This is a genomic window from Marinospirillum sp., assembly GCF_014859565.1.
Genome location: NZ_JACUUA010000086.1, coordinates 1 through 13,487 on the forward strand (window position 1 = coordinate 1; position 13,487 = coordinate 13,487).

10 protein-coding genes are annotated in these 13,487 nt (G+C 50.9%); 7 read left to right on the forward strand and 3 right to left on the reverse strand.

What is annotated here, in order from left to right; translation table 11 throughout:
- A partial coding sequence (locus IBX50_RS11485; protein ID WP_292255982.1) for a MaoC family dehydratase occupies window positions 1–296 on the reverse strand: 296 nt, incomplete at its 3' end.
- A 213-nt stretch (window positions 297–509) separates the two neighbouring features.
- On the opposite strand from IBX50_RS11485, the gene IBX50_RS11490 reads away from it, so the two are divergent.
- The 7 genes from IBX50_RS11490 to IBX50_RS11520 all read left to right on the forward strand — a co-directional run bounded on the left by IBX50_RS11490 (window position 510) and on the right by IBX50_RS11520 (window position 11,210).
- Window positions 510–2,141 (forward strand): acyl-CoA synthetase, encoded by a 1,632-nt coding sequence (locus tag IBX50_RS11490; protein WP_292255984.1) that lies wholly within the window; start codon window positions 510–512, stop codon window positions 2,139–2,141.
- A 171-nt stretch (window positions 2,142–2,312) separates the two neighbouring features.
- Window positions 2,313–3,944 carry an AMP-binding protein gene (locus IBX50_RS11495; RefSeq protein ID WP_292255986.1) on the forward strand — a complete coding sequence of 544 codons (1,632 nt, stop codon included), beginning with the start codon at window positions 2,313–2,315 and terminating at the stop codon, window positions 3,942–3,944.
- 69 nt (window positions 3,945–4,013) lie between these two features.
- Window positions 4,014–7,922, forward strand: coding sequence for an ATP-dependent RNA helicase HrpA (gene hrpA / locus IBX50_RS11500; RefSeq protein ID WP_292255988.1), 3,909 nt, complete (start codon window positions 4,014–4,016; stop codon window positions 7,920–7,922).
- Between the two features lie 59 nt (window positions 7,923–7,981).
- The gene (locus tag IBX50_RS11505) at window positions 7,982–8,926 is read left to right on the forward strand and encodes an alpha/beta hydrolase (protein ID WP_292255990.1); all 945 of its coding nucleotides are present in this window, start codon (window positions 7,982–7,984) and stop codon (window positions 8,924–8,926) included.
- Window positions 8,927–8,960: 34 nt separating this feature from the next.
- The gene (locus tag IBX50_RS11510; protein ID WP_292255992.1) at window positions 8,961–9,815 is read left to right on the forward strand and encodes a VacJ family lipoprotein; all 855 of its coding nucleotides are present in this window, start codon (window positions 8,961–8,963) and stop codon (window positions 9,813–9,815) included.
- A 107-nt stretch (window positions 9,816–9,922) separates the two neighbouring features.
- Window positions 9,923–10,714 (forward strand): PP2C family protein-serine/threonine phosphatase, encoded by a 792-nt coding sequence (locus tag IBX50_RS11515; RefSeq protein ID WP_292255994.1) that lies wholly within the window; start codon window positions 9,923–9,925, stop codon window positions 10,712–10,714.
- Window position 10,715: 1 nt separating this feature from the next.
- The gene (locus tag IBX50_RS11520) at window positions 10,716–11,210 is read left to right on the forward strand and encodes an STAS domain-containing protein (protein ID WP_292255996.1); all 495 of its coding nucleotides are present in this window, start codon (window positions 10,716–10,718) and stop codon (window positions 11,208–11,210) included.
- A 20-nt stretch (window positions 11,211–11,230) separates the two neighbouring features.
- On the opposite strand, the gene tal is transcribed toward IBX50_RS11520, so the two are convergent.
- Both tal and dusA read right to left on the reverse strand, forming a co-directional pair.
- Entirely contained in the window at window positions 11,231–12,187 is a 957-nt protein-coding gene (gene tal / locus IBX50_RS11525; RefSeq protein ID WP_292255998.1) for a transaldolase, read from the reverse strand.
- A gap of 32 nt (window positions 12,188–12,219) precedes the next feature.
- Window positions 12,220–13,266 (reverse strand): tRNA dihydrouridine(20/20a) synthase DusA, encoded by a 1,047-nt coding sequence (gene dusA, locus IBX50_RS11530; RefSeq protein WP_366930718.1) that lies wholly within the window; start codon window positions 13,264–13,266, stop codon window positions 12,220–12,222.
- Window positions 13,267–13,487 lie beyond the last annotated feature (221 nt).

Genomic DNA, 13,487 nt, shown 5'->3' on the forward strand with positions numbered 1-13,487 from the left:
GTGTCATCCAGTTTTACCGGGCGGCGGAAGCTGAGTTCCTGACCCATATAAATGGTGCCGGGGCCAGGTAGTACTGTAGCCAGGGCAGCAGAAATCAATGAGCCGGACCACATGCCGTGAGCAATGCGCTCACCGAACATGCTGGTTTTGGCAAACTCGGCATCCAGATGCACCGGGTTCACGTCACCGGATACAGCGGCAAAAAGTACCAGCTCGCGTTCAGTCAGGGTTTTTGCAAAAGTGGCGGAATCACCAATGCTCAGGGTGTCGTAGGGGCGGTTTTCCAGTGTGGTCATAAAAAGATTTCCTTGTTGGTTTTTGATCTGTGTCTCTTGGCAAAGGATGGTAACTCTTGGCATTATAGAAAGCCAGTCGAGCGCTTGCTAGGTTGTGTTGTAATACGACAAGAGTTGTATGTTTTTGCACTGCAGCATAAAGCTAAATAATCCTCATGTAAATTTATTACACGAGCATGACCGATATCATGATAATCAACAGAGGCCACCTCCATGCAGCATACCAATATTTATAATCTGGGACTGGATCGCAACGCCGCAAACTTTGCTGCCCTGACTCCGATTTCTTATCTGCAGCGTGCAGCCAGTGTATATCCTGACCGGATTGCTCAGATTCACCATGACCAGAAAACCACTTGGAAACAAACCTACCAGCGCTGTGTGCGCCTGGCCTCTGCGCTGAACAAGGCTGGCCTGGGTGAAGGTGATACGGTTTCTTTTATTTCACCGAATATTTCTGCCCTGTTTGAGGCTCATTTTGGTGTGCCCATGTGTGGTGCAGTGCTGAATGCTGTAAATACCCGTCTGGATTCCGAAGCCATTTCTTTTATCCTGCAACATGCTGAAGCCAAAATTGTGTTTGTGGATCGTGAGTTCTCGGAAGTGGCTTCCCGTGCCATCAAGATGTTGGGAGCCAACCGTCCACGGGTGATCGATATTGATGATCCTTTCTATGAAGGCGGTGAGCTGATTGGTGAAATGGATTATGAAGCTTTTATTGCCCGGGGTGATGAAGACTTTGTTTACAAGATGCCTGCGGATGAGTGGGATGCCATTACCCTGAACTACACCTCTGGCACCACTGGTAACCCCAAGGGTGTGGTGTATCACCACCGTGGTGCCTATTTGAATGCGGTCTCCAATGCCGTGTCCTGGAATATGGGTGAGCATCCGGTTTACCTCTGGACGCTGCCGATGTTCCATTGCAATGGCTGGTGTTTCCCCTGGACGTTGGCCGCCACGGTGGGCACCAGTGTCAGCCTGCGTCATGTGCGTGCCGATGCCATTTATGACTCGATTCGTGACAACAAGGTGAATCACTTCTGTGGTGCACCGATTGTGTTGAACATGCTGAACAATGCGGATGCTGGCTTGAAGGCGGGTATCAACCATGAAGTGAAAGTGATGACAGCTGGCGCTGCGCCACCTGCGGCAGTGATTGAAGGCATGGAAAACATGGGCTTTAAGGTCACCCACGTGTATGGCTTGACTGAAACCTATGGCCCCTGTGTGGTCTGTGCCTGGCATGAAGAGTGGAATGATCGTACACCGACTGAAAAAGCCCGCCTGAAATCCCGTCAGGGTGTGAAATCTCCGATGCAGGAAGGCCTGATGGTGGCTGATCCTGAAACCCTGCAGCCAGTGCCGCAGGATGGTCAGACTATTGGTGAGATTTTTATGCGGGGTAACCTGGTGATGAAGGGTTATCTGAAAAATCCCCGCGCTACCGAAGAAGCCTTTAACGGTGACTGGTTCCATTCCGGTGATCTGGCGGTCTGGCATGCGGATGGCTATGTAGAGATTAAGGATCGTTCCAAGGACATTATTATCTCCGGTGGTGAAAACATTTCCTCCATCGAGGTGGAAGATGTGCTGTATCGTCATCCAGCCGTATCTGAGGCAGCGGTGGTGGCACGTCCTGATGAAAAATGGGGTGAAACCCCCTGTGCCTTTGTAACCCTGAAGGCGAATTCTGAGGTCACTGAACAGGATATTATTGATTTCTGCCGCGAGAATATGGCGAAATTTAAAGCGCCAAAAACAGTGGTGTTTGGTGATCTGCCAAAAACCTCAACCGGCAAGATCCAGAAGTTTGTACTGCGTGATCAGGTGAAGACACTTTAATCACCCAGCACAACTCAGGAAAATAGGCCAGTCCTGCGGGGCTGGCTTTTTTTTGCCTGCCTCAGTATAGTAAACAAACGTTTGAATTGGTGTGTTGGTCAAGGGTTTGACTATACTGAGAATCCAGACACCACTTGCTGACCAATAATAACAAGCTGGCGAGGGCTTAAGATGACTGAAATTAATATGGGACGTTTTGAATCCGTTCTGCAGGTGTTTGATGAGTCCTGCAGTCGTTTTGCGGATCAACCCGCATTCACTTGCATGGGCAAGATGATTACCTATGGCAAGCTGGAAGAAAAAAGTCGCCACTTTGCCGCTTATCTGCAGAATCATACCGATCTGAAACCGGGTGACCGGATTGCTATCCAGCTACCCAATACCCTGATGTTCCCGATTGCGGTGTTTGGTGCCCTGCGTGCCGGTCTGGTGGTGGTGAATACCAATCCACTCTATTCCGAGCGGGAAATGGAACACCAGTTTAATGATTCCGGTGCCCGTGCAATTGTGGTGCTGGCGAATATGGCACACAACGTAGAAAAAGTGCTGACACTGACGCACCTTAAGCATGTGATTGTGACTGAACTGGGTGATATGCATCCTTTTGTGAAACGCCACCTGATCAACAAGGTGGTGAAACACGTCAAAAAAATGGTACCAGCTTACCATCTGCCCCACGCGGTCTCTTTTCGTAAAGCCCTGCATCTTGGGCGTAAAGGCCATTGGGTGCCAATCAAGGCCACACTGGATGATCTAGCGGTATTGCAGTACACCGGTGGCACCACGGGGGTTGCCAAGGGTGCCATGCTGACCCACCGTAACCTGGTGGCTAACATGTTGCAAGCACGTGAAGTGATCAAACAGGCGTTGAATGAAGGTGGTGAAACGGTGGTTGCCCCGCTGCCCATGTACCACATTTATACCTTCACCGTGAATTGTATGGTGATGATGGAGCTGGGTAATCATTCCCTGCTGATTACCAATCCACGTGATCTGCCTGCTTTTGTTAAAGAGCTGAAGAACAATCACTACACAGGTTTTGTGGGTTTGAACACCCTGTTTGTGGCGCTGTGTAATCGTGATGATTTTAAGGCACTGGATTTCAGCAACCTGAAGCTGACCATCTCTGGCGGTATGTCTTTGACCAGCGCGGCAGCAGAGCGCTGGAAAGAAGTCACTGGTTGTGCCATTGCTGAGGGTTATGGTTTGACTGAAACCTCACCTGTCGCAACGTTTAATCCACCTAATGCCATCCAGCTGGGCAGTATCGGTAAAGCCGTACCCAGCACCGAGTTAAAAGTGATTGATGAAGAGGGCAACACCCTGCCGACGGGTGAGCCTGGTGAATTGTGTGTGCGTGGCCCGCAGGTGATGAAGGGTTACTGGCAGCGTCCTGAAGAAACTGCCAAATGTCTCAGTGCCGATGGCTGGTTCCGCACCGGGGATGTGGCGGTGATTCAGGAAGACGGTTATGCCCGTATTGTCGACCGCAAAAAAGACATGATCAATGTGTCGGGTTTTAATGTCTATCCCAATGAAGTAGAAGACGTGATTGCTTCTCACCCGGATGTGCTGGAAGTGGCGGCTGTGGGTGTGCAGGATGAAAAAAGTGGTGAGGCTGTTAAGGTGTTTGTGGTGTCGCGCAACCAGGATATGAGTGTGAAGGATATTCGGGACTGGTGTAAGGAGCGCCTGACCGGCTACAAGATTCCACGCTTGGTTGAGTTCCGTGATGAGCTGCCAAAAACCAATGTGGGCAAGGTGTTGCGTCGTCAGTTACGGGATGAAGAAAAAGCAACCTGAGAACAGGGTGTTTGCAAGGAGAGTCTTTCCTTTATACTGCCTGACTTTTTGAGCAGACAGCGAGACACCATGCCAACGCCGGAACAGGATTTATTGAAGCTATGCCTGCTGAGGGATGTTCATCGTCTTGGCAGGCAGTTGCATCAACTGCGTAAAGCCCCTGCCAATCAACCTGAAACCCTCAGGCAAAAACAACTGCTGGATGAAAAACTGCAGGCCTCGGTGGCTCAGGTGGAGCGCCGCAAAGCGGCCTGGCCAACCCTGACTTACCCTGATTTGCCCGTCAGTGAACACCGGGAAAAAATCCTTGAAACCCTGAGTCAACATCAAGTGCTGGTGATTGCCGGTGAAACTGGCTCGGGTAAAACCACCCAGTTACCCAAAATCTGTCTGGAGTTGGGTCTGGGTGCGCGTGGTCTGATCGGGCACACGCAGCCACGACGCTTGGCCGCACGCTCGGTGGCACAACGGCTGGCCGAGGAATTGCAGGTGCCGCTGGGTGAGCAGGTGGGTTATCAGGTGCGCTTTCAGGATGAACAGGGCGAAAACACCCTGATCAAACTGATGACGGATGGCATCCTGCTGGCAGAAACCCAGAAAGACCCTTTCCTGAACCGTTATGAAGTCATCATCATTGATGAAGCGCATGAGCGCAGCCTGAATATTGATTTTCTGCTGGGTTATCTCAAGCGCATCCTGCCAAAACGCCCTGATTTAAAGGTGATCATCACTTCGGCCACCATCGATCTGGAGCGTTTTTCACAACACTTTGGCGGTTGCCCGATCATCGAGGTTTCCGGTCGCACCTATCCGGTGGAAATGCTGTATCAACCCCTGTTGACTGATGATCCTGACAGTGCCGATTTAACCCTGCAGCAGGGTTTGTTGCAGGCACTGGAGGATATTGAAGGGCTGGAACGCAAAAAAGGCTGGTTACATGGCCCGCGAGATGTGCTGGTGTTCCTACCCGGTGAACGGGATATCCGTGAAGTGGCACACGAAATTCGCAAGGCACAAACGGCGGGACGTTTGCGGGGTACAGAGGTATTGCCCTTGTATGCCCGTTTACCGGCCTCGGAGCAGCAGCGGATTTTCCAGCCGCATACCGGACGCAGAGTGGTACTGGCCACCAACGTGGCAGAAACCTCGTTAACTGTGCCGGGTATCCGTTATGTGATTGATCCAGGTATAGCAAGAATCAGTCGTTACAGTGTGCGTGCCGGAGTGCAGCGTTTGCCGGTGGAAGCGGTCGCTCAGGCCAGTGCTAACCAGCGTGCCGGACGTTGTGGTCGGGTTGCCGAAGGCTTGTGTATTCGTCTTTACAGTGAGGAGGATTTTAACAGCCGTCCTGCTTATACCGAGCCGGAAATCCGCCGCACCAATCTGGCCGCAGTCATCCTGCAGATGCTGGCGTTAAAGTTGGGGAACATTGAAGATTTTTCTTTTCTGGAGCCGCCGGACAGTCGCAGTATCAAGGATGGTTTCCGGCTGTTGTTTGAGCTGGGTGCCGTTACACGCAAGAATGAGTTGACCTCGCTGGGACGCAAGCTGGCGCGTTTGCCGGTTGATCCGCGTTTGGGTCGGATGCTGCTGGAAGCCTCGCAGCGCCATTGTCTGCATGAGGTGCTGATGATTACTTCGGCCTTAACCTTGCAGGATCCACGCGAGCGTCCGGTGGAGCATCAACAAGCAGCGGATCAGGCTCATGCTCAGTGGGCAGATCCCAACTCCGATTTTGTGGCGCTGGTTAATCTGTGGAATCACTACGAAGAACAGCGGCAAGAACTCTCATCCAGCCAGTTACGTAAATACTGCCAGAAAAACTTTCTGTCCTGGTTACGGATGCGGGAATGGCGTGATACCCATCGTCAGCTGAAACTCCTGTGTAAAGAAATCGGCCTACAGGAAAACACCCAGCCTGCCGGTGAGATGCCCTTGCATCAGGCTTTATTGTCGGGGCTGTTGTCGAATATGGGATTCCAGCAGGAGAACAAGGAGTTTCTGGGTGCACGTAATCGCAAGTTTTTTGTGCACCCAGGCTCCAAGCTGGCAAAAAAACCACCCAAATGGTTGATGGCTTCTGAACTGGTGGAAACCACCCGGCTTTATGCCCGTATGGTCGCAAAAATTGAACCGGAATGGGCAGAACCTCTGGCACAACACCTGATCAAGCGGGATTATTCTTCACCCCACTGGGAAAAAAAGGCCGCACGTGTGGCTGCCTTTGAAAAGGTGACTCTGTTTGGTCTGCCACTGGTGGCTGGTCGCAAGGTGGATTACGGCAATCTTGATCCGGTGTTGTCGCGGGAACTGTTTATCCGTGCGGCACTGGTGGAAGGTGATTATTACACCAAAGCGCCGTTTATGGCGCATAACCAGGCGCTGTTGAACGAAGTGCAGACACTGGAAGACAAGGCACGTAAGCGTGATATTCTGGTGGATGATCAGGTGTTATATGATTTTTATGATAGCCGCATTCCTGCGGATATTTGTCGGGGTACCAGTTTTGAGAGCTGGCGCAAAAAACAGGAGCAAGTTAACCCGCAGTTGCTGTTTCTGACGCGGGAAGAGTTATTGGCACGCAGTGCTGATGAAGTCACAGAAGAGGCTTTTCCTGATCGGCTGAGCTGGAAAGGTATAGAGTGGCGACTGGTGTACAATTTTGCTCCCGGTGAAGTGGATGACGGTGTCAGCATGGATGTGCCAGTGGCAATGTTGAGCCAGTTACCGGAGGCTCGCCTGCAGTGGCTGGTACCGGGTTTGTTGCGTGATAAATGCCTGGCCATGATGCGCGGTCTGCCCAAACAGATCCGCAAAAACTTTGTGCCCTTGCCGGATTATGTGGATGCCGCCATAAGTGCGCTGGTGCCGGATGATTTACCGCTGGGCAAGGCACTGGGCTTGTTTTTTTATAAAACCACCGGCTTCAGGATTGATGAATCCCTTTGGAGCGAAGTGGATCTGCCCGATCACCTGTGTATGAATTTTCGGGTGATTTCAGAAAAAGGCAAACTGCTGGGACAAGGGCGTGACCTGGATCAGCTGCGGCGGGATTATGCCGGACAGATGCAGGCTGCTACCCAGTCACTGGATGCTGGTCAGTTAAAAATTACCGGAGCCACCGGCTGGAGTTTTGGTGAATTACCTCTGGTTTTAGAACAACAACAGGCGGGAGTTCGTATTCAGGCGTTTCCGGCGCTGGTGGATGAAGGCAGCAGTGTTGGAGTCACCCTGTTTGATACAGCAGCCAAGGCTCGTTTTGCCTCTGAAAAAGGGCTGGTGCGGTTGATCCGTTTAAGCCTGCCACAAAAAGATAAATACCTGCAGACCCAGATTCCCGGATTAAATGCTCTGGCCTTAATGTTCACCAAAATTGGTACTCGTCAGCAGTTGCTGGATGATCTACTGAATACCAGCGCCAGAGAGACTTTTTTACGAGGTACTGCAGAAGACTGGCCGAAGGATGAAGAAACATTTCAGCAGTGTCTGGATCAATATCAGGCGGAGTGGGTGCCAATAGCAACTGAAAAAGTAAAACTGGCAAAAGCGGCACTGGAAGCCCAAGTGCCCTTAGCGGCACGGTTGAAGGGTAAGCTGGATCTGGCGCTGGCTTTGACCTTTCAGGATGCCAGACGCCAGCTGGATCGTTTGTTTTTCCCCGGATTCATCTGGCAGGCGGGAGACAGGTTAAAGCATTATCCCCGTTATCTGAAAGGGCTGGAGCTGCGGCTGGAAAAAGCCGCGCGTGACAGGTTGCGGGACCAGCGCCTGGCTGAAGAGCTAGAACTGCTCTGGCAGCGCTGGGATGCCCGTTATCAGGCGTTGTTGCAGCAGGGTGAAGTTTCCACAGAGCTGGCAAATTACCGCTGGCTAATGGAAGAATATCGAGTTTCACTCTATGCCCAGCAGCTGGGAACCGCCCAAGTGGTTTCAGCCAAACGGTTGGAAGAAGCCTGGTCCAGACTGGTTGTGCGTTGATGAGTTTATCGCAACGCTTAACCATGGGATAATGCGCGGATGAAACCACGGAGTCAGGAATGAGTCACAACAACGCATCAACCGCTTCCATTATAGAAGAGCGGGTCAGTATTCCTGTAGCTAACCAGCAGTTTGTTCAATTGGTGCGTATTTATCCTGCTAGAACACCGGGTCGGGCTGTGTTTATGTTGCATGGCCTGATGGATGATGCCCGCTGTTTCCATGACGAACAAAGCCGCACCGGATTGGCTTATGTACTGGCACGTCAGGGTTATGATGTGTATCTGGCCGAGCTGCGTGGCCGCAGGCTGGATGGCAGTGGCTTAAAAGGCAAGGATTTTGGTGTAGAGCAGGTCATCAATGAAGACCTGCAAAAGCTGGTGGCGGCCATGAACAAGCGTGCCCAACCTGGTGGCCAGATCTGGATCGGCCAGGGTTTTGGCAGTTTGCTGCTGACCAGTTACCTGGCACGTTATCCAAAAGAGCTTGAGCAGATTATGGGCATGGTGCATTTCAGCCCCTTTCGAGAATCCCAGCCGGCCGGTCGTATCAAGCACCTGTGGGTGAACTGGTTACACCGGCGAGGTATTCGTATGATTTCTGGTTTGCTGGGTTATGTACCATCACCGAAACTGAAGCTAGGGCGTTGTAATGAAAGCCTGAACTTTTATCAGGATGCACTGGACTGGCTGGATACCCCTTGGTGTGGCAAGGATGGTTTTGATTATGCAGCGGCCGTTAAACAACTGGACTGGCCACCCAGCCTTTATTTTGCCAGCCTGTATCAATCCTGGCGTGCCAGTGATGCCGATGCCCGTACTTTTATGTTTGATTTGGGTGCTCATAATGGTCGTTTGATCAAACTGGGTCGCAAGGTGGGCAACCAGCAGAACTACAAGCGTTCCGAGTTGTGCCTGAGTCATGCTGCGGAGCAGGATTATTACCCTGTGTTGCTGCAGTGGTTGATTGATTTGCCTGCTCAGCAAGAAACAGCCGAAGAGTGAAGTGGCGCTTGCATTTTTTAATAAAGAGATTTTAATGAAACGTGTATTGATTACCCAGGAAACCGTAAGGCACGTCATTCATGGCGGGGATGTAAGTTTAGAGCGGCATCATTTTTTTTTCCGGCAAGGGTGTCGGCTGTTGTTGTTATTGCTGCTTACAGTCAGTGTTTATGTCAGTGCAAATACAGCCACCTTGCCAGATGACCCTTTTGGCTCAGTGGATGCCAGTCTTCCTCATGATCCTTATGAAAATTGGAATCGCAAGGTGTTTGTTTTTAATGAAACACTGGACGCCTGGATATTAAAACCCGTCGCAACAGGTTATCGTGCAGTAACACCAAGGTTTTTGCGCACTGGGGTAAGAAATTTTTTCTCCAATTTGGGCGAGATATCCAACTTCACCAATAACCTGTTACAGGCTAAACCTGTTCCAGCAGGTAAGGATGCAGTACGTTTTACCCTGAACACTACCCTTGGGGTGCTGGGGGTGTTTGATCTGGCAACCCCGCTGGGTTTACAAAAAAGTGAAGAAGATTTTGGACAGACCCTCAATGTCTGGGGTGTTCCTGAAGGTCCTTATCTGGTATTGCCTTTTCTGGGCGGCCATAATCTGACCCATACATTGGGTTTGCCGATTGATTATTACCTTAACCCAATGTACCACATTGAAGATCCATTGATTTTTTACAGTCTGGGCAGTTTGTTTGTGGTACAGCGTCGTACTGATCTGCTGGAGGCGGAAAAGTTGATCCAGGGTGATCGTTACAGTTTTATTCGTGATACCTACCTGCAACGCCGCTTATTTCTGATCAATGATGGCAAAATGGTGAGTGATCCATTTCTTGAAGACGATGATTTTGATTTTGATGATGATGATTTTGCCTATTAATCTTCTGTCTAATATGTGGGCTGAGCGCTTGATTTGATTGGGAAGGCGGATTACCGTTTGAACATCAGACAGGCAGCAAGCTACCAGACGAATCCAATGAGGTGTGCATGAGCAAACCGGAGCAGGAGGATGCAAGTTTGGTGTACCAGCAGCGTCTTGAGCAGGAAAATGCCGACCTGAGAACATCGCTGGAGTTACTGCGGCTTGATCAGCAGGCCGGTTATCATGTGCAAAGACGTTTGTTGCCTGCCAATCCAATGGAATATCAGGGTGTTCGTCTAGATTACTGGTTGCAACCTTCTTTGTACCTTTCCGGTGATTTTTTGGATTTCTGGTCACCCCACCCCGGTAAACTGCTGTTTTATCTTGCTGATGTCTCTGGACATGGGGCATCCTCTGCTTTTGTGACTATACTGTTGAAGTATCTTATCTCTCGTTATGCTAAAGAAGATGAAATGAGTCCGGCACGTTTGTGCAGTCGTGTGAATGAAGAACTGCTCACCAATGGGCTGGATAAACATTTGACCCTGGTGATGGGGTGTCTGGATACAGAGACAAGGCTGCTGACATATACACTGGGTGCACATTTACCTGTGCCACTGATGATCAGTGATGGAGAGGTGACAGAGCTGGAAGGGAATGGAATGCCTGTGGGTCTCTTCCCTGGTGCCGGGTACAAGGATTACACTTGCACCTTTCCTGAGAAGGGATGTTTGTTTATGGCCAGTGATGGTGTGCTGGAAGTGTTGCCGGGGCAGGGTCTGGAAGCTCGGCAGCAAGAATGGAAAGCAAGGGTGGCCGCTTCCGGCGGCAAAATTGATTCCCTGTTACAGCGCTTACCGAATAGCCCCGATGGCTGGCCGGACGATGTGACCCTGATGACTTTGAGCGGTTGTTGATATGCAAACAGGTAAGCTGTTGTCGGCTAAGTCGCAGCACACCTATATTCTCAAGCTGGTTGGCGATGTGCGACTGACCCTCTGCTGTACTCTGGACAAGCTGTTTGAGCGTATTTTTAATGACCGCGACATCAACAGTATTGTTATCGATCTGTCTCGTGCAGATAACCTGGACAGTACTACGCTGGGTTTGCTGGCAAAAATTGCTGTGAAAGCTTCTGTGAAGGGATTGGGGCAACCCAGTATTATATCCAGCAACAAGGATATTACCCTGCTGCTGGAGTCCATGGGGTTTCGTCAGTATTTCATCATTCTGGATCACCCGCTGACCAGCCAGCAAGAGCTGGAAGAAGTACCGCAGCTGGCTGGTTCAGAGTCTCACATCCGCTCTCAGGTACTGGATGCCCATCTGACACTGATGTCAATGAATGAGCATAACAAGGAAGCCTTCAAGAGTGTGGTACAGGCGCTGGAGGAATGCCCCCAGACTCACTGAGGGCAGCCTGAACAGCCGTTTTAATGATCCACAGCGGACGCCTGCTGGTTGATGCGACCTTCCAGGGTCTCCAGATCGGTTATGAACTGGCGTATACCCTGTGCCAGTTTCTCAGTTGCCATGGCATCTTGATTCATTCCCAGCCGGAATTCTGCTTCAGTCAAGGGTGAGGGTTTGCTGGTCGGTGTTTGTGATGGCTGCAGACGTTGAACCAGTGTTCCATAATCGGCTTCCAGTTCTGCCAGCAGTTTGGGTGCAATGGTTAGGCGATCACAACCTGCCAGCCACTCAATTTCTCCGGTATTACGAAAACTGGCACCCATCACAATGGTGTTGTAACCGTGGGTTTTGTAATACTCATAAATACGCTGCACTGACTGTACACCAGGATCTTTTTCACCATTAAAGTCGACATCTGGCTGTTGTGCCTTGTGCCAGTCCAGAATACGGCCAACAAAGGGTGATATCAGCGTGACACCGGCATCAGCACAGGCTCGTGCCTGATCAAATCCGAATAACAAGGTCAGATTGCAGCGGATGCCTTCCTGCTCCAGCTGTTGTGCTGCACGGATGCCTTCCCAGGTCGCTGCCAGCTTGATCAGAATGCGCTGTGGATCACCACCCTGTTCCTGAATCAGGTTAATCAGCTGTCGGGCACGTTGTAAGCTGGCGCTGGTATCAAAAGAAGTACGGGCATCCACCTCCACGGAAACATAACCGGGCACTTGTTGTTGTACCTGGCAGGCCAGCAGGGCAGCAAAAGCATCATAAACCGGAGTGTCACTACTGCGGGACATCTGCCAAGCCTGCTGTAACAAGGGTGAATAAGTGGGAATATCCAGTGCTTGCAGCAGTAATGACGGGTTGGTGGTAGCATCCGTGGGTTGGTAACGTTTGATGGCTTCAAGGTCACCGGTGTCAGCAACCACCAGAGTCATTTGTTTTAACTGTTCCAGCTTGGAGATTTTGTTGGTCATAGTGGTCTATCCATAGGAGTTGATGGTTTTAATTAAACGGTGAAGCTCTCCGGTACAGCTTGTAATGCCTGTTCAATCAGCTCTGCACCTTCACCGGGTAGGTGAGCGCGCTCACTGAGCAGGCGACGAAAGCGCCGGGCACCGGGCACACCCTGAAAAACACCCAGCAGGGGGCGAATCATCGGGTTCAGGCGATCCCCAGCCAGCAACCGTTCTTCGACATAAGGCAGATATTGGCGTATGGCTTGATGGCGTGTCAGACCGGAAGCGGGTTCACCATAAATCTGTTGATCCACCTCGGCCACTATCCAGGGGTTGTTCCAGATGGCACGCCCCAGCATCACTGAATCCACCTGTTGTAGATGCTGACTGCATTCCTGCAGAGTATTGATACCACCATTAATACCAATCACCAGATCAGGGTGCTGATGTTTCAGGCGGTACACCCGTTCATAGTTCAGTGGTGGCACTTCACGGTTTTCTTTGGGTGATAATCCCTGCAGCCAGGCTTTGCGGGCATGGAGGATAAAAATACCACAACCGGCTTGTTTTAGCTGCAGCACAAAGGCTTCCAGATCGGCATCTTCATCCTGATCATCAATACCAATACGGCATTTGATGGTGATGGGCAGGTGAGTGGTCGCTTGCATAGCTTGCAGGCACTGGCTAACCCGATCTGGATGTGCCATCAGGCAGGCACCAATCATATTGTTCTGTACCCGATCACTGGGACAACCCACATTCAGGTTAATTTCATCATAACCCCACTGGGTTGCTTTTTCGGTGCAGCGTGCCAGATCCTCGGGATTGCTGCCGCCCAGTTGCAAGGCGATGGGCTGCTCCTCTGCCGAAAAATCCAGAAAGCGCTCTGGATCTTTGCCGTGCAGAATAGCGCCGGTGGTGACCATTTCTGTGTACATCAGGGTTTTATGACTGAGTAGGCGCAGAAAATAACGGAAGTGGCGGTCAGTTACGTCTAACATGGGAGCTAATGAAAAGCGCGGGTAGAGCTGCCCATTCCATAAACCCTTTGAATACCGTGTGTTTACTAGTTTTTTTCGTTTAATATCATCATACATTTTAAGTTATTTTTGGCTATTATGCGTATGCTGCTGCAACAAATGCTCAGCAAGTTTTGTTTTGTTGCACCGTTTTCAAGTCATGAGATCAGGAGTGTGGCGACCCAGGGCAAGAGCATTATAAATCAATAAGCGAGCGCCTTGCATCTGGTCCGTGCATGAGCCTGAGTGACTGCTCCCCGCCCTAAGCGCTAAAGCGCCACGGGCGAGGCTTCCAACTT

What these genes read in the sequence shown, in the direction of transcription:
- IBX50_RS11490 (WP_292255984.1), top strand. Translation starts at nt 510, where the DNA reads ATGCAGCATACCAATATTTATAATCTGGGACTGGATCGCAACGCCGCA.
- IBX50_RS11505 (WP_292255990.1), top strand. Translation starts at nt 7,982, where the DNA reads ATGAGTCACAACAACGCATCAACCGCTTCCATTATAGAAGAGCGGGTC.
- hrpA (WP_292255988.1), top strand. Translation starts at nt 4,014, where the DNA reads ATGCCAACGCCGGAACAGGATTTATTGAAGCTATGCCTGCTGAGGGAT.
- IBX50_RS11510 (WP_292255992.1), top strand. Translation starts at nt 8,961, where the DNA reads ATGAAACGTGTATTGATTACCCAGGAAACCGTAAGGCACGTCATTCAT.
- tal (WP_292255998.1), bottom strand. Translation starts at nt 12,187, where the DNA reads ATGACCAACAAAATCTCCAAGCTGGAACAGTTAAAACAAATGACTCTG.
- IBX50_RS11515 (WP_292255994.1), top strand. Translation starts at nt 9,923, where the DNA reads ATGAGCAAACCGGAGCAGGAGGATGCAAGTTTGGTGTACCAGCAGCGT.
- IBX50_RS11495 (WP_292255986.1), top strand. Translation starts at nt 2,313, where the DNA reads ATGACTGAAATTAATATGGGACGTTTTGAATCCGTTCTGCAGGTGTTT.
- IBX50_RS11520 (WP_292255996.1), top strand. Translation starts at nt 10,716, where the DNA reads ATGCAAACAGGTAAGCTGTTGTCGGCTAAGTCGCAGCACACCTATATT.
- dusA (WP_366930718.1), bottom strand. Translation starts at nt 13,266, where the DNA reads ATGTATGATGATATTAAACGAAAAAAACTAGTAAACACACGGTATTCA.